The organism is Bacillota bacterium (assembly GCA_013178305.1).
Lineage (GTDB): Bacteria > Bacillota > Sulfobacillia > JABLXB01 > JABLXB01 > JABLXB01.
The window spans coordinates 945,986-969,363 of sequence record JABLXB010000001.1; the positions used below are offsets into that span (position 1 = coordinate 945,986).

The 23,378-nt window shown below is 59.8% G+C and carries 22 protein-coding genes; 5 read left to right on the top strand and 17 right to left on the bottom strand.

Annotation, left to right across the window (positions count from 1 at the left end; translation table 11 throughout):
* Window positions 1–894 precede the first annotated feature (894 nt).
* A complete protein-coding gene (locus HPY55_04425; GenBank protein ID NPV69883.1) occupies window positions 895–2,181 on the top strand; it encodes a hypothetical protein in 1,287 nt (428 codons plus the stop codon).
* Between the two features lie 331 nt (window positions 2,182–2,512).
* Complete coding sequence (locus HPY55_04430; GenBank protein NPV69884.1) at window positions 2,513–2,728, top strand: hypothetical protein; 216 nt, start codon at window positions 2,513–2,515, stop codon at window positions 2,726–2,728.
* A 146-nt stretch (window positions 2,729–2,874) separates the two neighbouring features.
* On the opposite strand, the gene HPY55_04435 is transcribed toward HPY55_04430, so the two are convergent.
* Both HPY55_04435 and HPY55_04440 read right to left on the bottom strand, forming a co-directional pair.
* Window positions 2,875–4,146 carry a thiamine pyrophosphate-binding protein gene (locus tag HPY55_04435; protein ID NPV69885.1) on the bottom strand — a complete coding sequence of 424 codons (1,272 nt, stop codon included), beginning with the start codon at window positions 4,144–4,146 and terminating at the stop codon, window positions 2,875–2,877.
* A 61-nt stretch (window positions 4,147–4,207) separates the two neighbouring features.
* Complete coding sequence (locus HPY55_04440; GenBank protein NPV69886.1) at window positions 4,208–4,420, bottom strand: hypothetical protein; 213 nt, start codon at window positions 4,418–4,420, stop codon at window positions 4,208–4,210.
* Window positions 4,421–4,854: 434 nt separating this feature from the next.
* Between HPY55_04440 and HPY55_04445 the strand changes: the two genes are divergently transcribed.
* A complete protein-coding gene (locus HPY55_04445; GenBank protein NPV69887.1) occupies window positions 4,855–6,015 on the top strand; it encodes an IS110 family transposase in 1,161 nt (386 codons plus the stop codon).
* Between the two features lie 48 nt (window positions 6,016–6,063).
* Here the strand turns inward: HPY55_04445 and HPY55_04450 are convergent, their stop codons facing one another.
* Window positions 6,064–6,867, bottom strand: a complete 804-nt coding sequence (locus HPY55_04450) for an IclR family transcriptional regulator (protein ID NPV69888.1) — start codon at window positions 6,865–6,867, stop codon at window positions 6,064–6,066.
* Window positions 6,868–7,026: 159 nt separating this feature from the next.
* Here HPY55_04450 and HPY55_04455 point away from each other — a divergent pair, with 159 nt between their 5' ends.
* Complete coding sequence (locus HPY55_04455) at window positions 7,027–8,259, top strand: MFS transporter (protein NPV69889.1); 1,233 nt, start codon at window positions 7,027–7,029, stop codon at window positions 8,257–8,259.
* A 65-nt stretch (window positions 8,260–8,324) separates the two neighbouring features.
* Here the strand turns inward: HPY55_04455 and HPY55_04460 are convergent, their stop codons facing one another.
* The 13 genes from HPY55_04460 to HPY55_04520 all read right to left on the bottom strand — a co-directional run bounded on the left by HPY55_04460 (window position 8,325) and on the right by HPY55_04520 (window position 20,778).
* On the bottom strand, window positions 8,325–9,098 hold the full coding sequence (locus HPY55_04460; GenBank protein NPV69890.1) for a hypothetical protein: 774 nt from the start codon (window positions 9,096–9,098) through the stop codon (window positions 8,325–8,327).
* Window positions 9,099–9,136: 38 nt separating this feature from the next.
* On the bottom strand, window positions 9,137–10,171 hold the full coding sequence (locus tag HPY55_04465) for a hypothetical protein (GenBank protein NPV69891.1): 1,035 nt from the start codon (window positions 10,169–10,171) through the stop codon (window positions 9,137–9,139).
* 28 nt (window positions 10,172–10,199) lie between these two features.
* Window positions 10,200–10,739, bottom strand: coding sequence for a 3-isopropylmalate dehydratase (locus tag HPY55_04470; GenBank protein NPV69892.1), 540 nt, complete (start codon window positions 10,737–10,739; stop codon window positions 10,200–10,202).
* A 12-nt stretch (window positions 10,740–10,751) separates the two neighbouring features.
* Window positions 10,752–12,002: a 3-isopropylmalate dehydratase large subunit gene (locus HPY55_04475; protein NPV69893.1), complete on the bottom strand. Its 1,251-nt coding sequence runs from the start codon at window positions 12,000–12,002 to the stop codon at window positions 10,752–10,754.
* Between the two features lie 34 nt (window positions 12,003–12,036).
* Complete coding sequence (locus HPY55_04480) at window positions 12,037–12,555, bottom strand: hypothetical protein (GenBank protein ID NPV69894.1); 519 nt, start codon at window positions 12,553–12,555, stop codon at window positions 12,037–12,039.
* Window positions 12,556–12,605: 50 nt separating this feature from the next.
* Entirely contained in the window at window positions 12,606–13,274 is a 669-nt protein-coding gene (locus tag HPY55_04485; GenBank protein ID NPV69895.1) for an RraA family protein, read from the bottom strand.
* Between the two features lie 31 nt (window positions 13,275–13,305).
* Window positions 13,306–13,824 carry a 3-isopropylmalate dehydratase gene (locus tag HPY55_04490; GenBank protein ID NPV69896.1) on the bottom strand — a complete coding sequence of 173 codons (519 nt, stop codon included), beginning with the start codon at window positions 13,822–13,824 and terminating at the stop codon, window positions 13,306–13,308.
* 16 nt (window positions 13,825–13,840) lie between these two features.
* Window positions 13,841–15,106, bottom strand: a complete 1,266-nt coding sequence (locus HPY55_04495) for a 3-isopropylmalate dehydratase large subunit (protein NPV69897.1) — start codon at window positions 15,104–15,106, stop codon at window positions 13,841–13,843.
* 18 nt (window positions 15,107–15,124) lie between these two features.
* Window positions 15,125–16,402 carry a 4Fe-4S dicluster domain-containing protein gene (locus tag HPY55_04500; GenBank protein ID NPV69898.1) on the bottom strand — a complete coding sequence of 426 codons (1,278 nt, stop codon included), beginning with the start codon at window positions 16,400–16,402 and terminating at the stop codon, window positions 15,125–15,127.
* A 71-nt stretch (window positions 16,403–16,473) separates the two neighbouring features.
* Window positions 16,474–17,511, bottom strand: a complete 1,038-nt coding sequence (locus tag HPY55_04505; protein NPV69899.1) for a tripartite tricarboxylate transporter substrate binding protein — start codon at window positions 17,509–17,511, stop codon at window positions 16,474–16,476.
* A gap of 109 nt (window positions 17,512–17,620) precedes the next feature.
* A complete protein-coding gene (locus HPY55_04510; GenBank protein ID NPV69900.1) occupies window positions 17,621–19,114 on the bottom strand; it encodes a tricarboxylic transporter in 1,494 nt (497 codons plus the stop codon).
* A 3-nt stretch (window positions 19,115–19,117) separates the two neighbouring features.
* The gene (locus tag HPY55_04515; protein ID NPV69901.1) at window positions 19,118–19,525 is read right to left on the bottom strand and encodes a DUF126 domain-containing protein; all 408 of its coding nucleotides are present in this window, start codon (window positions 19,523–19,525) and stop codon (window positions 19,118–19,120) included.
* 11 nt (window positions 19,526–19,536) lie between these two features.
* Window positions 19,537–20,778 (bottom strand): DUF521 domain-containing protein, encoded by a 1,242-nt coding sequence (locus tag HPY55_04520; GenBank protein NPV69902.1) that lies wholly within the window; start codon window positions 20,776–20,778, stop codon window positions 19,537–19,539.
* 473 nt (window positions 20,779–21,251) lie between these two features.
* Here HPY55_04520 and HPY55_04525 point away from each other — a divergent pair, with 473 nt between their 5' ends.
* Window positions 21,252–22,037 carry an IclR family transcriptional regulator gene (locus tag HPY55_04525; protein ID NPV69903.1) on the top strand — a complete coding sequence of 262 codons (786 nt, stop codon included), beginning with the start codon at window positions 21,252–21,254 and terminating at the stop codon, window positions 22,035–22,037.
* Between the two features lie 12 nt (window positions 22,038–22,049).
* Here HPY55_04525 and HPY55_04530 read toward each other — a convergent pair whose 3' ends face one another.
* The gene (locus HPY55_04530; protein ID NPV69904.1) at window positions 22,050–23,291 is read right to left on the bottom strand and encodes a DUF521 domain-containing protein; all 1,242 of its coding nucleotides are present in this window, start codon (window positions 23,289–23,291) and stop codon (window positions 22,050–22,052) included.
* Window positions 23,292–23,378 lie beyond the last annotated feature (87 nt).

Consider the following 23,378-nt stretch of genomic DNA (forward strand, 5'->3'; position numbering starts at 1 on the left):
GGCCTCCGAGCATATCGACTCTCTGGGACGAGACTCCGAACCGCTCGACGAACTCGTCCCAGGTAGGCCAGTATGTTCCTGGTCGCAGGTTACCATGGGCGTCGAATCCTGGAATCATTAACACAATGATATCGTTGTGTCGCCGCCCAGTCAAGCGGAGTGAAGCCCGGCGATGCTAGCCGCGCCCCCGCACGGTTCAGGGCCCACCTGCGACCGTTCGCCGGGAGAACTGTCTTCCAGTACTCACCCCCTGTCCAACTTGTCTGACGCACGTGGCGCCTCCCCAGACGAGGATTAAGCGCGTCGTCACGATAGCTGTCGACGATTCCATCATTCAGGGGCAGGAGCGAGAGTCCGGTAGGCCAAGTGCATGAAGACAGGGCGAAACGCACTGTGGGAGAAAACGTGATCATATCCGCATAATCGGAATCATTGCGCAGGGTATGATCTCATTAAACGTGCACGCTCGTGCCTGCATCCACCCACCCGCTCGCAGCCTAGCGGCTCGTCTGGGTCACCGCAGAGTGCGGGCTGCGCCGGCATCGGCCGTCACTAGCTAGATGCCCTCAGAGCCGGCAAGGTTCACCGGCTCCGGTAGATACCTCTCCACGACGGCCACGACCAAGGGCGCCAAGTCACCGCGGTGGTCCTTGATGAAATGCAGCAGTTCGCGTTATTCAACGCAGTCATACAGGTGAATGAGGCTAGCAGAAGTGCTGGCGAAGTTGGCAGAATGGACCGAGGGCGAGCACCCATGATTCCCCTGGCAGACGCCATGGTGCTCATCGATCTCGAACACGTCGACGGGCTGAATTTGCTGCCTCAGATAGTGCTGGAACAAGACCCTCATAAGAGTCGTCAGGGAGCCTGAATGGTCCTGAAGTAGGTGTGGGGATGAGGAAGTTAGTTTTTCCCTGGATTGCATTTTCCGCAGCGCTGGCGTTATCCGCGGCGCTATTAGTGGCTGGGTGCGGTCCCGGCCAGGTCAAGCCTCCTGCCCGCAGGCTTGAGGACGCCAGCCTGGATCCGCAGGCAGTGCTCTCATCTATTCACATGGTCAGCGAATCCACCGGATGGGCGTTGAGCGGGAATTCGCTTCTATGGACTGTGGATGGCGGACGATGCTGGGAGGATGTTACTCCACCCGGGGCCCAAAGCGCGGATCGCGGCATCGAGGCAAGATTCCTCGATCCCATGACAGGATGGGTTGTGGCAGTCAGGGACGGCGAACCGATGGTGACTGTCTTCACCACCGCGGACGGGGGACTGACGTGGCGGGGCGTGGAGGTCGTGAAGAAAACCGGGGGCGGGCTGATCTACGGGGCGTCATTGGCCTTCGTCGATCTGAAGCACGGCTGGTTGATGATCGAACCCGAGCACGGCATGAGTTCCCGTCCGGGCGAACTGTATGCCACCAGCGATGGCGGGGAGCACTGGTCACTGGTATCGTCTACGTCAGCGACCAGGGACAAGAATGGAGATGAGAAAGGCCGTCTGCCATTCGGCGGCCCATTTGGTTTTCGCGACGTCTCGGCCGGCTGGCTTGCGGGCCGCCTGGGAGCTGGGTTTACGCCCGACCACCCGCTTTACATCAGCCTGGACGGCGGTCGCACCTGGCAGCCGCAAGACCTGGCTCTTCCATCCGGGTATTCTGACGGGAGGCTCGACGTTGTGTCTGCACCGGTGTTTTTTCCGCCTCAGCACCTGGACGGCCTCCTGACGGCTACCCTGGTTCCAGCAAGCCACAAAGCTACCGAGTACGCCACGGTCATCTACGTGACGCGCGACGGGGGACGGACGTGGCAGAGCCTGCCACCCATACGACCCGAGGCGATCGTGGAGTTTATCGACGCACGCAACGGGTGGACCTGGAGACAGGAACCCCGCGATAGCGGTTCAACCGCCCCGGTCAAAGGGTGCCTCTATCGTACCGTCGACGGCGGGAGGTCCTGGGCGGAAATAGCTCCCGACGAGGCGCTGGGGAAGTTGCTGCAAGACGGCTATGCGGTGGAGCAGGTTGACTTCGTCACAGAGAAGGCCGGTTGGATCCTGCTCAGCGTACCCCGGTTGCTGCCGAAATCCCCCGAGCACCCCAACCCTCGCGCAACGGTGCTGCTCAGGACGGTTAATGGGGGATACACCTGGTCCCCTATCGAGCCCCAGCTGGTCAGGAAACCATAGAAGATACGGAGCAGCACTCCCGCGAAACAATAGGAAGTGACTGGAATGCCGGAGAATACACCGACGTGATCGAGTAGAACACTGCAGGAGAACGCCGACCGGCCGAGGCGATGCAGGAGGCGATAGTGCGGCGAGAGTGGCGTGCACAGGGGGAATGGTCTTGAACTCGTTTGATCCCGGCTTCATTCAGAGGCAGCTGTGGGAGAAAACGTGATCATATCCGCATAATCGTGATCATTGCACAGGCTATGATCCCATTCACGTGCACGCTCTCGCCTGTATCCGCCCACGTGCACTCCCTCCGCCGGGGCATACTCCGTAACGGAGGTGCATGCCGCTGGATCAGCCCGGGTCAACCGGCCGCCTCTTCGTGCCGACCGAGGTGTACGTCGAGAGGGGAGCGCAGGACTACCCGCTGGGGCGGGCGCTTGTCGAACGCTACGCGGGGCAGGGCATTCCCATAATCGAGGTGGAGGCGCACCACCGCATCGAGCGCCTGCGAGAGGTTCCTGACAGGATGCTGCCCAGATTGAAAAGGGTCCTGTAGGCGTCGCGGCTGGCTGACCCCGCCGTGTTCGAGATCGGCTCCAACAGCGACCTCGTGCTGGAACAAAGGGCCCCCGTCTCTTCCGGTCCTCGCGTAAGCTCCCCGGCCAACTCAGCGACAGCTGGATCAAAGACAGCATGCCTCAACTAGATCTGAAGAGCGTATTCGGAGGCATTTATAGGAACGTCTATAACGACGGGCACGCTGCCGTGAATGCTGTCGCGAACGGCACGCTTGAGCTGGTCAATCGACGCTACCCGGATGCCCTTGGCTCCGAACGACTCGGCAACCATTGCCCAATTGACCCCACCCAAATCCATACCGTACCGTTCGAACTTGCGACGCGACTGAAGGACCTGTATCAGCGTGAGGCTTTCGTCGTTGAAAACGACATAGACGACGCTCTGCTTTCCCCTGACGGCTGTCTCAATATCGTGAACCATCATGGCAAATCCGCCGTCACCCACGACGGCCACCACCGGTCGGCTGCCGGCACACCGCTTCGCCGCAATCACCCCGGGTACGCCGTATCCCATTGACGATAAGCCATTCGACATGAAGAATGTGAGAGGCCGGTCTGCCGACCAGGCCTGTCCACCAAGAAGCTTGTGTGCACCAACGTCAAAGACAAACACGCCGTCTGCGGGAAGCTCCTCGCGTATGGCGGCCAACGCCTTCGCAGGTGAGACGCCTGGACCCGCAAGGTTCTTCGGCGCCACTATCGCGCGGGCTACGGATATTTCCTCAGCCGTCCACTCGTGCCTACCCCGGTAGCCAGCCGTGAGGGCAGACAGAGTGGCGGGGACCGACCCCACGAGGTAGTCTCCCGGCCATCCGGCGCGGTCACGCGGAGCATCTTCAAGCCAGATTACCGGCGAGGTCGCCGGCCACGTCTTGTCGGCTTCGCTCGCGTCAAACCCTACTCCAATTATGAGATCGCACTTTCCAATGAACTCGAGTGCGCGGTCGTCGGCGGCCATCCCCGTAGCGACCCCAACAAATAGTGGGTGATCGTGCGGGAATATCCCTTTGGCCTTGGGAGAAACCAGAACCGGTATTTCGGATCGTTCCGCCAGGACCCTTAACGGTCCGGCCGTAGACAGGGGTTCCACGTTGATGCCGACCACGAGGGCAGGCCGAGCGGATCGCTCCAGCCGCCCGAGTACTTCATCAAGGCTGATCGTGCTCGGCTGCTCGTCTTTCGGCGGTTGCTCCCCCTCACCGAGCGAACCCGGCAGAATGGCTTCCGAGCGGGATATGGTGCTGGCGAGCTCCAGGTGAACCGGGCCCCGCGGCCTGCGCAGGGCTACGTCAATCGCGGCGGAGATCGCCGCGCCCGCGTTCTGCCTGGTGACCCTGACAGACCACTTCGTAACCGGCCGGTACAGGGAGCACAGGTCTATCCGCTGGTGTGGCATATTCCCGTTACACCTCGGGCGCCATCTGTCCGGTAATCGCGATCACTGGGGAGCGATCCAGTTAGGCGTTTGCGACACCTGTAATCATGTTTGTGGCGCCGGGGCCGAGAGTCGACAGGCACACACCCGGTCTCCCGGTTATCTGTCCGGTGACATCGGCGGCGAAAGAAGCCGCTGATTCATGCCGCATAAGTATGAATGGCAGGCCGGCACAGCGGCCTGCTTCAACGAAATCGAGCACCTCCCCGCCCGGTAGCCCGAATACCTCCTGCACTCCTGTATAAGCAGAGCCTTGACAATCACTTCAGCAACGAGCAATTCACGTCCCCTCCCCAATGCGAGTTTTCGGCCGCCGCAACCGCGACGATTTCAACAGGAGCGCCCATGGCTTGAATGGTGTTGGCATGATTGAGATAGCAAATGATTGTCGCAGCGCAGGACGCTTCGAAGAAGGAGTCCGGGAGACTCCGCATAAGGTTTCCGCCGGTTGATGGGCGGAAGTGGGTGAAGAGCGCGGGCGGAGGGTGCGCCGGCAATTTACATGGGCATGGAGCTCGAAGTTGGTGTTTGGTCGGCCCCTCCCGCGTACCGCCCATATGAGTCCGGCTTAGATAGCCGGAGAACCCGTACAGGTGTATGCATCGCTGAACCCGTAAGTCAGAGGGCCCGCCGCGCTCGAAAGAAGTCTTATTGCAGGAGGCTATTGTCATGCCGCGCTACTTCGGACTCGATCTGCACAAAGACTACGTGCACGGTTGCGAATGGATTACCGGAGTTGAAAAGGGAAGGCATTTCCGATTCCCCAACACCCCGGAGGCCCGGCAACGATTTGTTTCTGTCGACATCGACCAGGCTAGCAGGGTGGCCATTGAGGTAACCGGGAATGCCTTTCAAATTCATGATCTTCTTTCTCCGGTCGCAGGTCAAGTGGTAATGGCTAATCCGGTGGAAATGAAACGCCTGGGTAGTGGGCGCCATACTGACCGTGTAGATGCGGAACGGCTGGCGAAGATGCTCGCTCTCGGCACAGTGCCGGCTGTCTGGGTGCCACCGCACGAGATCCGCGAAATGAGGGATCTGGTTTGCCTTAGAGAGCAACTCGTGAGGCAACGAATACGCAGCCAGAATGAGGCCAAGGGGGTGTTGGGGCGTAACGGCTACTCACTGGCTAGGAACAGCGACATCCGCAAGTGGTTAGCATCGCATAGTCGCGACATTCGGATTGGAGAAGCGGACTTGGCAATAGCGGTGAGCATTGTTCGCATGCTCAATTGCATTGATGAGGAAATCAGGGCCACGGAGTCCGAGATCGCCCGGCGTGCAATGTCCAACCCGAAGATCCATCTACTTATGAGCATCACCGGTGTAGGGCTTATCGCTGCAAGCCTGATCTGGGCTCGCCTTGGAGACGCTTCTCGTTTTCGTAGTCCAAAGGCAGTAGTCCGGTATGCTGGGCTCGACCCATCAGTACTGCAGTCAGGGGAAGAAGACCGACGTGGACACATCAGCAAGAATGGGGCTTCTGACCTGCGCCGTGTGCTGGTACAAGCCTTCTATCAGGTAGCGCTTCACGACTCGGAGACACTGGGGAAGTTCTTCCACCGTAAAGAGAAGCACCTGGGACGCAAACGGGCGGTGATTGCGACAGCACGCATACTCCTCATCGTCGCCTGGGCGATGCTTCTGACCGGCGAGCCGTACCGTAGTCTCAAATCCACGAGGTACACCCAGAAACTCAAGGCCGTGAGACAACAAGCTGGAGAGCTCCACAAGCCCCATGTCGCACTGGACAAGGCTCTGTGCGAGTCGTGCAGCCTGCTGACGCGCAGCAGAACCGACCATTCGATTCAAGCAGAGGCCGCCGCATAGAGAGGAACATCGATATCGGGGCCTATTGACATTCATCACAGGTGTAAATCAATCCAGCATGCCGCGTAACCCGTGCCCGAGGTCCAGCGACAATCGTTGCGCCGCTCTCGTTACCTCGGAAGACAGGCTCCCAAGCCTCTGCAGGATGCGGCCCGCCGGACCCGACACACTGAGGGCTGCACACACCGAGCCAGAGGCATCCCTCACGGGGGCGGCTACGCAGGCGACTCCTTCCTCCCGTTCCTCCCGGTCGACGCTCCATCCCTGTTCCCTGATCCTCTGGAGCTCCTGCCGGAGGGACTGCCATTCTGTGATGGTCGTGTTCGTAAACCGTGTGTACCCAGATGCCGACGCGAGGACCATCGCTTCCTCCTCGGGTCTAAACGCAAGGAACACCTTGCCGACTCCCGTGCAGTGAACGGGAGCCCTCGCCCCTATCCTGGTGAACATCCGTATGGGGGCCGGACTCGAGGCCTGCCCGACATAGACGACTTCCCCACCATCAAGCACAGCGATGTTCGCGCTTTCCCTTACCCGCAACGCTAGCTCTCGCAATACCGGGCGGGCCCTCTCAGGGAGTTCAAGTAGATCTTCGGCCGCAAGGGCCAGCTGTAGCGCTCTCGGACCGAGCCGGTATCTCCGGCTGGCGGCGTCCTGCTCGAGATATCCACACTCCCGCAATGTGGCAACGAGGTGATGAGTGGTGGAGAAATTGAGGCCAGTCTCCCTGCTAATCGCCGTGGCACTCAAGGGCTGGCGTGTGCTGACGAACAGGTCTAGAATCGAAAGGGCTTTGACGACCGACTTGATCATCAGCCCACTGTTACTCTTTGCCGCAATCATGACACTCACCCCCAAGTCTCCACGCCGGCACACAATGGTATTCACATTATGAATGTGGTATTTATGATGTAGACATTCTACAGGGGATTAATTGAACCCTGCCGAATGCGTAGGGTGAGATGGAGACGGCTGGCTGAACGGTCCGGCCGGGCGGGGAGGGTAAACCTGGTGGGACCACTTGCGGCTCTGAAGCACAGAGACTTCCGCCTATTCTGGTTGGGGCAGGCGGTCTCACTGATCGGCACGTGGACCCAGACGGTTGCCCAATCCTGGCTTGTCCTGGACATGACCAAATCCCCGTTTCTCCTGGGCTGCCAGACGATGGCTCAGTACGGGCCGGTCTTCGGGTTGTCACTTTTCGCGGGATGCCTGGCGGACAGGTTCCCGAAAAGGAGACTCCTGATAGTCGTGCAGTCCACCATGTGCGTTCTCGCGTTCGCACTGGGCATCCTCACTCTCGTCGGCCAGGTGTCTTACCTGCATATCATCATTTTCTCCTTACTCCTGGGTATCGCAACGGCCTTTGACACACCCGCAAGGCATTCGCTCGTGACGGAAATGGTGGGTAAGGAGGACGTGGTGGGAGCGGTATCGCTCAACACCAGCATACTCAACCTGGCCAGGATCGTTGGGCCCGCGGTGGCCGGGCTGGTGATAGGGGCATTCGGCCCGGGAGTGGCGTTCCTGTTGAACGGTGCAAGCTACATACCCGTGATAGTGGCGCTGACACTGATGGGGGACCATGGCCCCAAGACTCAGCACCCACCCTACCCAATGATGAGCCGGATGATTAGTGAGATTAGAGAAGGGTTCGCGTACGTTGATAAAAAGCCCGCAATGTCGCTGGCAGTGGTATCCGCGACCACGACATCCGTGTTTCTGTTCAACTACCACGTCCTGATCCCAGTGCTCGCGAGGGAAGTGCTGGGGGGATCGGCAACAGCAACCGGCTTCCTGATGAGCTCCATGGGCCTGGGCGCATTGTGTGGCGCGTTTTTTGGCTCGTACGTGAACCGGAACGGGCCGAGCCTGAGGGTAATTGCTTTGGGGATCCTCGGGTTATCGCTTGCCTCGGTGGTTACGGCTGTACTGACCTACCCCTCCGCATTATCCACTATTGCCATGGGAGCGTACGGGGCGTCGGGTATAATCGTCATGAACACCGTGAACAGCCTCCTTCAGATCAATTCACCGGATTACCTGCGGGGGAGGGTGATGGGGATCTACTCCTTGATAACCAGGGGGTCCCCGTTCCTCGGAGGCCTGTTCGCGGGTGCGATATGCGACGCCCTTGGGGCAAGGTGGGGCTTCGCGATCAGTGGCATGATAGGCTTTGTCTACTCCGTGGCACTTGCCGGCTGGGCCGGTCTCCGGGCACACGCCGTCCGCCGCGCGGCCTGACGAAGATAGGAGACCCGGCGCCGGTGGGTATGCACCGGGTCACAATCCCTCGAATGCCTTGACTGTTACTTCGCCCCGAAGGATTTGAAATCACGGACGAAGCCGCGGGCGCTCTTTGTGAAGAACCCCATTCCACTTCCAATGATTATTGTGTACCCCTGTTCGAGATATTGCTTTGGGTTCTCGTCGCCCCTGACCACGGCCCCGTATGGTTTACCCACGGCTCTGGCCCTCGAAACAACGTGCTCCACTGCCTTGTTAACCTCGGGGCTGTTCCGCTGACCGGCTACACCGAAGGAGTTGGACAGGTCGGTTGTCCCGATTATGACTCCGTCCACCAGTTCACAGTCAAGGATCTCGTCTATGTTCTCCACGGCTCGCTTTGACTCTACCATGCAGATCACAACGGATTCTGCGTTGGAAGCCGCGGTATAATCCCCCAGCGACCCTCCCAGGCTGTATCGCGCCGAGCGGACGGACGACAACCCTCTCTCACCCAGCGGGACATATTTCACGGCCTTGACGGCGCGGGAAGCGTCCTCCGCAGTCTCGACATCCGGGACTATTATGCCGGACGCGCCTATGTCCATTAGCTTGAGGATCTGCCTTGGGTTGTTGTCCGGCGTCCTGATGAGGCTAGCCATACTCACGACATCGGCCGCCATCACGAGCGTTTGGCACTCCCTCTCGTTGAAAGGCGCGTGTTCCGCATCAATGAATGCGAAATCAAACCCCACTAACCCACAGGCTTCGACTATTTCCGGGGAATTGATGGATACAGTACAGCCGACGACCGCCCTTCCTTCACGAAGAGCCTGCTTGAACTTGGCCGACAGCACAGGATCACTCCTCCCGTTGAATGGACGCGTAGGGATGCCTACACCGAAATGCGATCGATAACCATCCTGACAAAGCCGGAGGTGGTAACGCCGGCAGGTAGCACTGGAGACCCCCCGATTTTAGTCTCATCACAGGCGCCCCGGAGGGCCGCGTCGAGCGCGCTGGCGCCTTCCGGCATATCCAGCCAGTTCATCATCATACAGACGGCTCGCAGCATGGCCAGAGGGTTGACGTTGTTGCGGCCCGCCTGACCCGCTGGTGCCCCGTGGCTGGGGTAGAACACCGCGGACCGGTCCCCCACATTCTGAATCGCAACGATGCTACCGACCTGGCTGGCAACTACCTCCGAGAGAATGTCCCCGAACATATTGGTTGCGGCAATCACGTCGTACGCCTGCGGGTTCAGCGCGAGATCGCCCGCGAGCTCGTCTATCAACTTCTCGTCCAGGACTACTCCAGGATGGCGCTTCGATTCTTCCGTGAGACACTCCCTGAACATGCCGCATCCAAGCGGGAATACCACGCTCTTGTGCGCCACGGTAATCCGTTTGCGGCCGTGCTCGAGGGCGTACCGGAACGCAAATCCCGCTATGCGCTCGCACTTGAGCCGGGTGGTGACGCGCAACGAAATCACGGTGTCGGGCGTGGGCATGAACTCGCCGTTTCCTTGGAACATGTTCCTGTCGGAGAGGAAACCCTCGCTGCATTCCCGGATAATGACGATGTCGATTCCGTCTCTCGGAGATCCGGGAATCGAGACGCAATGCCGGATGTCGCCCCAGAGCCCCAGGGACTTCCGGATCTGCCCCATCGGGCTCGGTGGAGGACAGAGCTTCCCGGTTATCGCGCCTATCAACGTTGCCCGGGAGTTAATCATCGCCGACACGGTGTTGTCAGGCAATGCGGTGCCCGATTCGAGGTAACACCCATACCCCGCCTTATGGGGGACCAGCTCCACCGCGGTCCCCATCCTGGCGTTGAGCGCCTCCACGCAAAGGCGTGCCGCTTCCGCCAGCTCAGGGCCCACACCGTCGCCAGGGATCACGGGAACAACCACTTTCTCAACGGCCATGCTCAAGGCCTCCCTGGATAACGATGGATTAAGTATCTTGTCTGCCCGATGCCAGTTTAGCCCTCATGTACTCGAGCAGCCCCCCGGAGCCAACGAGGTCCAGGACGAAGTCGGTCAACGGCGTCCCCTCGATCGAGGCGCCTGTTGAGAGGTTCCTGATCTTCCCGCTCAGGAGGTCGGCCTCTATCTGCTGGCCTGTCTCGAACACCTCTGTGATGCCCTTGCACTGTATGGCCGGAAGCCCGAGGTTTATGGCATTCCGGAACGTGTACCTGGCAAAAGACTCAGCGATAACGAGTGTCACTCCGGCGCCCTTCAAAGCGACTATGGGATGCTCGATGCTCTTACCGCCGCCCCCGAAGTCCGTTCCGGCGATTACGATCTCGTATCCCAGATTCTTGAACCCGAACGGAACGTTCCTGACCGCCGGCAGCGCACCTTCGAGTGCCCATTTGCCCAGCTCCGCCGGGTCCATCTTATCCATGGTCCAGCGGTCCTTGCCGATGATATCGTAGGCTGAGACGCCGTCTCCGCACTTCCAGACCACTCCCCTGACGATGCTCTCCACGAACACACCCCCTCAGAACGCTCTAGGGTCTTCGATAACGCCGGCAACAGCCGAGGCGGCCACCGTGTACGCCGATGCCAGGTACACGCTGGACTTCGGGCTTCCCATCCTGCCCTCGAAGTTGCGGTTTGTGGTGCTTATGCACGCCTCGCCCGACGCGATGACGCCGGGGCCGGACCCGGCGCATGACGCGCAACTTGGGGTCATTATCGCAGCGCCGGCATCGAGGAATACCTCGATCAACCCCATGCGAGTCGCCTCGAGGAATACCCTCTGGCTCGCCGGGACGACCAGCAACCTCACGTTCGGATGGACCTTCTTGCCCTTCAGAATCTCGGCGGCCTCGATCAGGTCCTCCAGGCGCCCGTTGGTGCACGAACCGAGGAACGCCTGCTGTATCGGGGTGCCCTTTACTTCGCCGATATCCTTCACGTTGTCCACACTGTGGGGGCACGCGACTTTCGGTGCCATTTCGCTGACAACGATCTCGAAACTGCTCTCAAACGCCGCATCGGGGTCAGAAGTCACCATCGAAGCGGAGTCCGCAGGCATGTTCAGGTATTCAAAGGTCTTCTCATCAGCCGGGATGATGCCGTTCTTGGCCCCCATCTCGGCGACCATATTGCATATAACGAGTCGCCCGGCCACGCTCATGTTCTTGATGCAATCGCCGCCTATCTCTATTGCCTTGTAGATGAACTCCTCCGCCGGAGCGGCGGAGACGATCGTCAGGGCGAGGTCCTTGGCTGTGACCATGCGCGGTAAGGCACCCGATACTGAGAACCTTACGGACGGAGGTACCTGGAGCCATATCTTCCCCGTGGCCAGGATTACGGCCGCGTCTGAAGACGTGACTCCGCAGGCGAGAGCGCCCAGGCCACCGTACATCGTGGCATGAGAGTCGGTTCCGAGGGAAACCTCCCCGGGTAGTGTGAAATCCTCGACCATGAGCTGGTGCCCTATCCCGTGGCGGCCGATCTCGGCGAACCTGATACCATACTTCTTGCAGTACTCACGGCATTTCTTCTGCTGTTCGGCCCATTTCACTTCGGCCGGCGGGACCCTGTGGTCGGCGGCAACCAGTACCCGGTCCGGATCCCACACGGTTCTGGCCCCGAGGGACTCGAATTGGCTGAAGGTTATGACGCCCAGCAGGTCGTTGATAAGCAGCCTGTCAACCCGCGGCATGACGATCTCCCCGGGTTTCACGGCGGGTTTTCCGGCGGCCCGGGCGAGGATCTTCTCTGTGGCAGTCAGACCCACACAACTCACCTCCGATGAATCCGGCCGGTTGGACTCAACCGCCAAAAGCCCTCAACAATACGCCTGATGGGAAGCGGACATTCAAGACAACCACAAATACAACGTATACAGCCAGCAACATGCAGGCCGTGGCCATTACCGCACTCAACAGGCGTACCCTGGAAAGCACGATGAGGAACGCGGACAGCCAGAGCACCAGCGTAGGCAGGAACCCTATGAGGAACACCAGTACCGGAAACGCTGCCAGCGCGCCGAGATAGATCAAGGCCCTGTAATCGCCCTTCTGGTGCTCAGCAGGGGCGGCGGGCTTGTTGTCCCGGGGTTTCCCGCTTTGCACCCATTCACCGCTGGGGTCCAGGAACCTCATTCGCGGTGAGATGAACGTCAGCAGTTTCATCACGAGGGCCAGGGCGCAGCACCCCATCACCACGTACGGAAAAGCAACCGAGGCGGGGTGCAGGTTCAGGCCGGAAACGACGAGAACCGCCATGTAAGCCACGACCCCCGCGAGGAACACGCGCTCGTTGATGCCCTGTGCACTAAGGCCTTTCACAACCATTCAACCTCCTCGAGGCTGGTGTTAAACCGGCGGTTTTTCGCGGGTCATTTCAGCCCTTTTTCGTATCCGTGCTTCAGGTCCACCTCCAGCGGGTCTCTGCCGGCTCTTATCTCCCTGATCATGGCCTCCTCGTGCGCCCATATCCTCTCGGCTATGGCGAGCACTTCCAGCACCCTGCCTCCTGGAACGAATACTATGCCGTTCCTATCGGCAAACACGAGGTCCCCCGGGTTTACCTGGACACCGCAGAACCTCACAGTTGTGTTGATCGCATCCTGGACCATTCTCTTCCTTGCCGTTCGTGGGACTGTGCCCTTCGCGTATACCGGGTATTCAGCCTCCTCGAAATCCTGGACATCGCGCACCGCCCCGTCCACGACCGTCCCCTGTGCACCTGCCATTTTTGAAGCCCAGGCCACGATGCCGCCCCAGCCATTGTTTTGCAGGTCACCGGCGTTGTCGATCACTATTACATCGCCCGGTTTGGCGGTATGGGCCGTGACGAACCCGCCGTGGTGAACCTGCTTCTTGGTGCCCGCGGGTATGTTCCGCACAGTGAGGGCGGGGCCGCATATCGGCGGGCAATTCCACACGGGACGAACGCCGATCGCAACCTGGTTTGTCAGGCCCACCTCGTCCAGGGCATCGGATACATTGGTCGTAGCCATCTTCATAAAGCGCGGGCGCACTTCATTGAGGTCCCAATCACTCACAACAACTCCACCTTCCTGGTGTTGGTATGAATCAGGCGATATCTACCGGCGGTTCATTCTCGGGATGGACGACCATGTTCTTGAAGAACTTCGTCGCGCCCCCGCCCTCCACGATCTTGACCGCGATCCCCGATATAGGCTGGCCGCGCACCTGTATACCGGTAGACTTGTTCGTGATAACACCGGATACCGGGTCAACGTCCAGTATCGCGCCGTCTTCACATTCAAATGGTAGGTCGCCTATTATGATCGGCCTGAGCGCGTTGTTTATCGCATTCCTGTAAAACGCGCGTGCAAATGAGCGCGCGACTATCACTTCTATCCCCAACGCCTTTATACCGAGGACGGCGGTCTCACGGTGAGAGCCGCACCCGAAATTGTGGCCCGCCACGACTACATCTCCGGGCTTCGCGTTCTTCGCAAACTCCGGCCGGAAATCGAAGAAAACGTGCTTTGCCATGTCCTCGAGTGTGGGATCGCCGCCGAACCTGGTGGGGAATATGTTGTCCGTGTCCACGTTATCCCCGAAAACCCAAGCCCTGCCTTCCACTCAGATCACCCCAATATCAAACGAACTCGCGCGGGTCCACTATGCATCCCGCTATCGCAGACGCGGTGGTAGTCTCAGGCGACGCCAGATAGATGTCAGCCCTGGTACTGCCCATCCTGCCCACGTAGTTCCGGTTACTCGTGGCTATGCAGACTTCACCGTCCGCAAGCAAGCCCATGTGTCCGCCTATGCACGCGCCACAAGTCGGGTTGGTTACCAGCGCCCCGGCCTCGATGAAGGTCCGGATCAATCCCTCGTCCATCGCCTGCAGGTAGGTCTCCTGGGAGGCCGGAGTGACGATGAGCCGCACATCTGGATGGACTCTGTGTCCCTTCAGCATGCGGGCGGCCGCTCTGAGGTCCGAGATCCGGCCGTTCGTGCAAGAACCAAGGAACGCCTGGTCTATCCTGGTCCCGGCCACTTCAGACACGGGACTGGCATTCGACGGCCGGCTGGGCTTGGCCACCGTCGGGGGGATCTCACTCACGTCCACCTCGTGTACCTGTTCGTATTCCGCGTCTTCATCGGACCATACGACCTTGAACGGCTTGCAGCTCCGCCCGGACACGTATTCGATACAGCGCCTGTCCGGTTTCATTACCACGGCCTTGACGCCCATTTCAGCACACATGTTGCACACCGTCATCCGGCCGTCGAGCGACATGTTCCCAACGGCAGGGCCCGCGATTTCGAGGGACTTGTACGCCAGAGACGCTTCCCCGAAGATCCCCATCAAGGTCAGGGCCACGTCCTTCGCGGAGACCCCCGCCTGGAGCTCGCCCTTCAGAATCACCTTCACGCTTTCCGGGACTATTGCCCAGGTCCTTCCCGTCCCCAGGGCGATCGCGATGTCTGTGACTCCCCCACCCAGCCCGTAGGCACCGAGGGCTCCGTACGTGGTAACGTGAGCGTCGGGTGCAACGACGAGTTCACCCGGCCTGATGTGACCCTTCTCGGGCAGAACCTGATGGCATATGCCACCCCGTCCCGCCTCGTACCAGGTGGACACACCCATCCTCTTTGCGAACTCGCGTGTGACCTTGTGCCTGGTCGCCGCCGACGTGTTGGGGGCAGGCACGTAGTGGTCCAGCAACACCACAACTTCAAGATTGTCGGCCAGCCTTGCCGCCCCAAGTTCCTTTAGCGGCCTCTGGACGAGGAAGGTCCCGCCCTCATGCAACATCACCGTGTCGACCTTCGCGAACACCGTATCCCCGGGTCGCACCTCATTGCGTCCGCTGGCACGTGCGAAAATCTTCTGCGCGAATGTCTGGCCCATCACAGGATTCCCTCCCAACCCTCAGGCGTCCTGTTGCAGGTCCTGGGCTGCAAGGTACTCTTCCTGACTGCGCGGTTCGAGGGTAATCGCGTGCTTCGGGCACACCTGGCTGCAGAGAGTGCAACCGACGCACCTCGCCCTGTTTATCTTCGCCACGCCGCGCCCAGCCTTGTGGAAAACCTCGACGGCGCGGAACGCGCACACGTCATAGCAGCGGCCACAGCCCTTGCACTGGATTCCGTTTATCTGAGCGAACACCGGGGTGACTTTGTCTTTTATCTGGGACGGCTTCAGCGTGTTCTTCAAGGCCTGCCCCCGGAGGCTGGCGATGTCGGGGTACCCCTTGCGATCCATGTACTTGCCGATTTCCTCCAGCATCTCCTGTCCGTAACCGAGGCCGTACACGATTATTGAAGTGCAAACCTCAGCAACCGAGGCCCCCGTCATCAACAACTCCACTACCTCGTCCCAGGTGCGGACGCCGCGGCCCGCCATTATGGCGACGCCGGGATTGGCCATAACCAGTTGAGAGACATCGTACAGCGTCTCGGCCAGGTGGCCATGGCTGTTAACTGTGCCGCACCCGAAACCAACGGGGGTTGCGCTCTCTATGTCAATCCTCATTCCCTTGTTGTTAGCGTACATCTCGACACCGTCAGCCCCTGCGTCACGCAGGCCCGCGACGATCTCCTTTATCTCCAGCCTGCGGCTTGGCGGGAGCTTGCACACGATAGGGATGTCTACCGCGGAGCGAACCTTCTTGACCACGTTGTACGCGTCCTCGGGGTTCTGAAGGATGTTACCGAAATGGGCTGCGGCCGAGTCACTCTTCTTGATGACGTCCGCTAGTGTCGACGGACCCGGACAACAGAAATTCAGCTCGAGCATGCCCGCGCCTGCCTCGCAATAGGCTACGCCACGCTTCTCCCACTCTTCCATGGTGGCAGCCGCATACGTCCCAATCAGCAGGCAGTTGTGGTCCCTGGCATAGCCGGATACTTCCGCGATTACCTCCACGAATTTCTCGGGTCCAACGGGGGCATTGTGGTCGTTGTGAAACCACACCCAGTCGTGAGAAGCCCTTCCCCTCGAGCCGTACTCATAGCCGACCAGATGGTACCTGGTATAGGGGAACTTGTGGTAATACTCGAACTGCGAGGCCGTCTTCGTACAGACTGCCCCGAATCCGGCATCTATACATTTCCTGATCAGGGCAGCCCCCCGCGACAGTGGACCAGCGCCCAGGACCAGGGGGTTTTTCATCTTTACCCCGCAGAATTCGGTCGTGAGATCTGCCAACTCCTCATCCTCCCTGCGATATCGGAATGGGGCGGCCCCGTACAGCCGTGACCGGGGCCGCCTCTCACGTACTACTTCCTGAACATGGCCTTCAGGCTCTCGGTGAGTTGCTTATCCTCGATGGCCGCCTTTACCTTGGCTTCCATTACTTTCTGGTAGTCCTCGCCCTTCATGGGGTTGTTCTCGCCCTTTGCCTTCTTGACTTCGGCCTGGTACTCCGGATCCTGGAACGTCTCCCACATGGCCTTCCTGAGTATCGCAACGATCGCGGGATCGATCCCTGGAGGCGCAGCCAACACACGGTTCACGCCGAAGAACGGGGAGTTCGTCAGCTTATCGAACTGCGCACGCGGCATGCCCGCTTCGATGGCCGTCGGGGTGTCCGGTGAGCCCGGATGCCGCTTCGTGTCAAACACGCAGAAGTTCCGGCCCAGTCCCGCCTCAACCAGTTCCATGATAGTGCCGACCTGCGCGACGGTTGTATCTATTTCACCGCGTCCCATCGCCGGGTTGACTCCGGCGCTGCCCTCGTAGTGGATGTACTCGAAATCCACCTCGCTGGCAGCGTCAATGATAAACGGGTCTATGTGCTGTGAAGATCCAGCCCCGCCGGTGCCGCAGCGCAATGGCTTCTTCTTGCTCAAGGCAATGAGCTCGTCCCATGTTTTCGCCTGGACGTTCTTGGAAACACCGAGAGCCCTGACATCGTCCTGCCACATCCCGAGGTACAGGAACTTGGATACGTCAAACTGCACCGGTTCCGGACGACCGTACTGAGACATGACCGCACCGATGGCGTTGAATGCCCCCAGCGTATACCCGTCGGGCTTAGCCGCGTATACGGCATGGACTCCGATCATCTGCCCGGCGCCCGGCATGTTCTGTACAACGACGTCTACCTGTTTGGGCAGGTGTTTGGGCAGGAACCTCGCGACGGCCCTCGCTCCGAGGTCGTAGCCTCCGCCCGCGGCGGTAGGTACAATTATCGTGATGGGTTTATTGGGATAGTCGATTTTCTGGCCACCACCCTGTTGGCCGCATCCCGCCACGGAACACGAGACGACAAGCGTAAGGACTGCCAGGGTTATCACCGAATGACGCCTTCTCACAACGATCCCCTCCTTGTTCGTTTGTCGGTTTGAGGACAACTGTGACTGAATACCCCAACTGAACCCGTCTGGCACGTGGCTCTAACCATCCCCTCCCTCATCACATGAGCTAGGCTGTGGTGCCCTGCCCCTTCCTCCTCGCCATGAGGAAGCCGGGCAGCACCAGCGACAACGGTATCATCAGCATGAAGAACACCGAATACGGCCTCGTGAAGAATATCGCAGGAGAACCGTTCGAAAGCTGCATGGATATCTGGTAGGAGCGCTCCACCAGCGGGCCGAGGATCAAGCCGAGCAGTACGGGAACCCGCGGTATGTTGGATCTTCTCATCGCGTATCCCAACACCGCGAACACCACGGCGATCACCAGGTCCTCAGCCCTCTGCCTGGTCGCATAGCACCCCACCAGGCACACGATCGTCAGTAGAGGCGCCAGGAGCCTCGTCGGCACCACCGTTATCCTCGCAGCATACTTCGCAAGCCACAGTCCAATCGTGCACGCCACGAAGGCCCCCAACAGGTGCGCCCACAGCAGGGCGAAGACGGTCGGGAGCTGCTGGGTAATCAGCTTCTGCCCGGGAACAAGACCGTGCGTGATGAACGCACCCAGTAACACCGCCGTACTCGGACTGCCCGGTATCCCGAGCGATAACAGCGGCATGAGCGCCCCTCCCTCGGTCGCGTCGTTCGCCGCCTCCGGGGCGATAACACCCTCAATGCATCCCTTCCCGAATTGCTCGGGGTGCTTCGATAGGCTCTTTGCCTGCGAATACGCGATCCACGTCGAGACGTTACCGCCAACTCCAGGGATCGCCCCTATCAGCGTCCCTATCGTACCGCACAGCGCCACGAGCGGCAGGTTCCTCAGGGTTGCCCGTACACCCTTCCACGTCCCACCGCCGGACAGCTTCCCCGTGGCCGAAATCGTAGTGTGTTCGCTGAAGATCAGTACCAGCTCGGGCAGGGCGAGCATGCCAACCAGCACTGGAACAAGCGGTAGCCCATCCCATAAAGACATCAGCCCGAAAGTATACCTGGGGCTTCCTACCACGGGGTTGACCCCGTGCGTGCTGAGGAGCAGCCCAAGGCACGCGGCCACAAGACCGTTGAGAAGGGATTTCCCACTTACGCTGGCTACAAGGCTCAAACCCCCGATCCCCAGCGCGAACCACTCAGGGGGCCCGAACGACAACACAATCCGCATCATGAGAGGCATCACAGCGATGACCGCCAGGATCCCGAACGCGTGGCCCAGGAAGCTCGCGGATGCCGAAGCCCCCAGAGCCTCGCTTGCCCGGCCCTCTTTGGACATCGGGTAACCGTCGAGGGTTGTAGCGGCATTCGAACCGGTGCCGGGCGTGTTGAGGAGTATGGCGGAAATGGAGCCTCCAAAACACACCCCTCCCAGTACCCCGGCGCACATCATGATCGCGAAGTCCGGCTCCATCCCGTACGTCAGCGGTAGAAGCACACTCAACGCAACACTCGCAGTGAGGCCCGGCAAGAACCCAAAAATGTATCCGACCGCCGCCCCAACGAGTACGTACAAGACTCCCGGAAACGACAGGACTCTAACCGCGCCTAGCAGCGCAGCACTGGCCACCGGTTATTCCTCCCTGGTTACAATCACCACGCCTCGCTCGGCATCCACCTCAACCCAATCACCTGTGCGGATGTTTTCCACCGGATCCTTATCGCATCTGTGAACCAGGACGATTTTCCCCATTATGCAGCCGGTCACGATGACCGGGTCGCCCCTCGAATTGATGATGGCAGCCGGGGCGAGCCCCCTATCCGCAAGGTCGTACAACACGTACGAACCCCCTGTTGATCCTTTGCCAACCGGAAACACCAGGACCCTACCCGTTATCTTCTGGCCATAAAGCTCGTGCCCAACCTCTATTACGCACCCGGTAGTGGGCTCCACCCCGTTGTTGAAACTGATGGGCTCCCTGGTCACCAGGGCTACCCCCTTGGAAACGCCTTTCCCTACCACTCGTCCCTTCAGAACCACCGGTTCCATACTCACACCTCCCACTTCCCGCTCACGGCAGAGTCAATGCACGCAGCAGTAGTCCCATAGTGGGTCTTGAGCCCCCATGACGGCAGGTAGTGCGCGAGTTTAGCGGAATCGGTGCCTCCAGACCTGAAGCCCTTGGAGGCCAGCACCTCTTTGAATATGGTTATGTTGGGGCAGGTGTCCGAGATCAATTGCGCCCCCGCCTCGGTGAGTACCCGCGTCAAACCCGACCTCTCGCAACTCTGCCACGTGCTGTTCGCGGCAAATAACCACAACGCTACCCGGGAACTCACCTTCCGCCCGGCCAGTAACCCGCTAATCCGTATGATCTCTTCATAGTCCAGGTGCGGGCACCCCAGAAATACGCAGTCCACGTCTTCCTGGTCGTTCCTGTCCAAGAACCTCCTCGTCTCCTCAAGCTCCTTCTTTCCCGCTACAATCTTCTCCAACTTCCCGCCCCTCGTCGCCGCCTCGAGCACCGGCGCCTCCGGAGTCAAACCTACAGCGTGAAACATCGAAACAGAACCCGACGACGCCAGCGCCGCCCCTATCGCCTTTAACCCGTACTGAGGTATCCTCGCAGGTAACCCCGTGAATACCGGTACCGCATCCGGATACCGCTTCGCTACAAAATACCCAACACTCCCGTATTCACACGTGTCACCTACGTCCTCGGTCACTTCTACCTGCACCGTCGCTATCCGGTTCTCATCCAGGTGTAAACCATACTCCACCGTGTACCCCGTAAGCGCACTAGCTAAAGCCGCCGGACCCCCCTCCCGGTTCGTCCGCGCCCCAAGTACCGAGTTCGCAAACACCACCGCCGACGATTCACCCCACGCCACGTGCTCCCCAAACCTCGGCAGGTTCCCCACCAGGTACGGCGTGCACGTGTGGCACTTGATCCCTCCCATCCGACTGTACGACTCCGTTATCTCCATCTGCTGCGCCATCGTCTCCCGCGTAACCCCTATGTCTATCCCAGTCAAATCCGCAGCCCCAGGATTCAACGTCGTCGTCGTGACAAACCTCGCACCCATGTCGGCACACCACTTGATGTACTTCCTCCCAGCACGCCTCGCCGTCTTCGCCGACGCACCGGGCATGTGTACCTTCCGTATCGGTATTAAACGCTCAGCTCCCCAAAAATCCGCAAGCTCCATCAATATCCCCATAGCCTGCTCTACCGGTTCCCCAAATTCCCCCTCGCGCGCCCGCCTCTGCCATTCATTGAGCGTGAACGCCAATCGAAACCACCCCTCTTCTTCCTCCCAAACTGTGCGTAAAGCCCGTCCCTACTCAAACCCCCAATCCCTGTCGCACGGAGGCCCGCACCAGGGCCGCCGCCCTGGCGTACGATCCTTATCATAATGTGATTATTCCTTATCGCCTACTGTGCAATAAAAAACGCCGTCCTGACCCGGACCGTGCAGTAATCTCAACGGAGCGGGTTGGAGCATGTAGGACCGTGAGAACATCCGCGCAAGCCCTCCGGTGCAGGCGTTTTACGGAATACCAGGCACTTCCCGGGTGTGCCCCGCGCATGCCTCGTTCCGCCGTCTGCCGCCAATCGGGCCTCCTGGCTCAACATACTACCCACCCGAGGCTTCCCATCCATATTCACGATGTGATACCATGTTATCGTGATTTGCTTGTAGTGTTCGAGGCCGGCATACGTAATCCTTCCGGCTCCAGATAAAGTTAAGTGGGGGTGTGCTCGATGTCGGAAGTCCAGGTTATCGACAGGGCTTTTGCCCTCATTGAACTCCTGTTGGATGACAACCGCCCGGTACACCGGGGCATGTCGGAGTTGGCCAGACAGTCCGGGATGCATGTTGCCACGGTCAGGCGCCTTCTCTCGAGCTTGAAAGCCCACGGTGTTGTCTCTCAGGATCCGGTCACCCGGAAATATACCCTCGGCCTCACGATGATCCGATACGGAGTGGCCGTCTGGCAGGCGGTACCAATTCGCGAGTATGCTCGCGCTCCCATGGAGAGGCTCTGGAAGAACACGGGAGAGACCGTCTACCTCGTGGTTCGAGAGGGCGATTGTGGCGTACTCGTTGACAAGATAGACACCCCTGACCCGGTAAAGCTTGTCGAACCCCTTGGAAAGCGCGCACCCTTATACGCCGGAGCAGCCAAGAAAGCCATCCTCGCCTTCTTGCCGGAGCATACGCGGGAGGACCTCATCAAATCCTACGTGTACGAAAAGCACGGACCCCGTACTCCGGAGAATGCCCGCCAGCTACGGTTTCAACTGGAACAAGTACAGAAGGACGGCTACGCCGTCAGCCACGAGGAGGTCACCCGAGGCACGACCGCAATAGCCGCACCCATCTTTAACGCCCGTGGTCAACCCGTAGCCGCCTTGAGCGTGGATGGTCCATCATATCGTTTTCACCCAAACCGCGTGGACCAGCTAATTGAAAAGGTCAGGTCCGCAGCCCAGGAGGTCTCTACCGCTCTGAGATTAACAGGCTATGGGCTCCTCGATAGCCCTTAGCGGTTGTGACGTTCAGGGCCTCCACTTCCCCGAGACTGCAGCTTCGAGACACGCGATCGTCGGCCCAAAATGAGTCGGCATCCCCCAGACTGGGAGGTAATGGGCCAGCTTTCCCGAGTTAGTCGCGGCCGATTTGAAGCCCTTGGAGGCCATTATTTCCTTGAACATCGTTATACTGGGGCAGGTGTCCGAGATCAATTGCGCTCCCGCCTCGGTGAGTACCCGCGTCAAACCCGACCTCTCGCAACTCTGCCACGTGCTGTTCGCGGCAAATAACCACAACGCTACCCGGGAACTCACCTTCCGCCCGGCCAGTAACCCGCTAATCCGTATGATCTCTTCATAGTCCAGGTGCGGGCACCCCAGAAATACGCAGTCCACGTCTTCCTGGTCGTTCCTGTCCAAGAACCTCCTCGTCTCCTCAAGCTCCTTCTTTCCCGCTACAATCTTCTCCAACTTCCCGCCCCTCGTCGCCGCCTCGAGCACCGGCGCCTCCGGAGTCAAACCTACAGCGTGAAACATCGAAACAGAACCCGACGACGCCAGCGCCGCCCCTATCGCCTTTAACCCGTACTGAGGTATCCTCGCAGGTAACCCCGTGAATACCGGTACCGCATCCGGATACCGCTTCGCTACAAAATACCCAACACTCCCGTATTCACACGTGTCACCTACGTCCTCGGTCACTTCTACCTGCACCGTCGCTATCCGGTTCTCATCCAGGTGTAAACCATACTCCACCGTGTACCCCGTAAGCGCACTAGCTAAAGCCGCCGGACCCCCCTCCCGGTTCGTCCGCGCCCCAAGTACCGAGTTCGCAAACACCACCGCCGACGATTCACCCCACGCCACGTGCTCCCCAAACCTCGGCAGGTTCCCCACCAGGTACGGCGTGCACGTGTGGCACTTGATCCCTCCCATCCGACTGTACGACTCCGTTATCTCCATCTGCTGCGCCATCGTCTCCCGCGTAACCCCTATGTCTATCCCAGTCAAATCCGCAGCCCCAGGATTCAACGTCGTCGTCGTGACAAACCTCGCACCCATGTCGGCACACCACTTGATGTACTTCCTCCCAGCACGCCTCGCCGTCTTCGCCGACGCACCGGGCATGTGTACCTTCCGTATCGGTATTAAACGCTCAGCTCCCCAAAAATCCGCAAGCTCCATCAATATCCCCATAGCCTGCTCTACCGGTTCCCCAAATTCCCCCTCGCGCGCCCGCCTCTGCCATTCATTGAGCGTGAACGCCAATCGAAACCACCCCTCTACTGTCCCACGTTCGCCGGCCTTTTCCTCCTGGCAAGCAGGAAGCCGGGCAGCACCAGCGACAACGGTATC

Bases quoted from the DNA above. Each gene is read 5' to 3' on its own strand.
- HPY55_04430 (NPV69884.1), top strand. From the start codon at position 2,513: ATGCCGCTGGATCAGCCCGGGTCAACCGGCCGCCTCTTCGTGCCGACC.
- HPY55_04445 (NPV69887.1), top strand. From the start codon at position 4,855: ATGCCGCGCTACTTCGGACTCGATCTGCACAAAGACTACGTGCACGGT.
- HPY55_04525 (NPV69903.1), top strand. From the start codon at position 21,252: ATGTCGGAAGTCCAGGTTATCGACAGGGCTTTTGCCCTCATTGAACTC.
- HPY55_04425 (NPV69883.1), top strand. From the start codon at position 895: ATGAGGAAGTTAGTTTTTCCCTGGATTGCATTTTCCGCAGCGCTGGCG.
- HPY55_04465 (NPV69891.1), bottom strand. From the start codon at position 10,171: ATGGCCGTTGAGAAAGTGGTTGTTCCCGTGATCCCTGGCGACGGTGTG.
- HPY55_04435 (NPV69885.1), bottom strand. From the start codon at position 4,146: ATGCCACACCAGCGGATAGACCTGTGCTCCCTGTACCGGCCGGTTACG.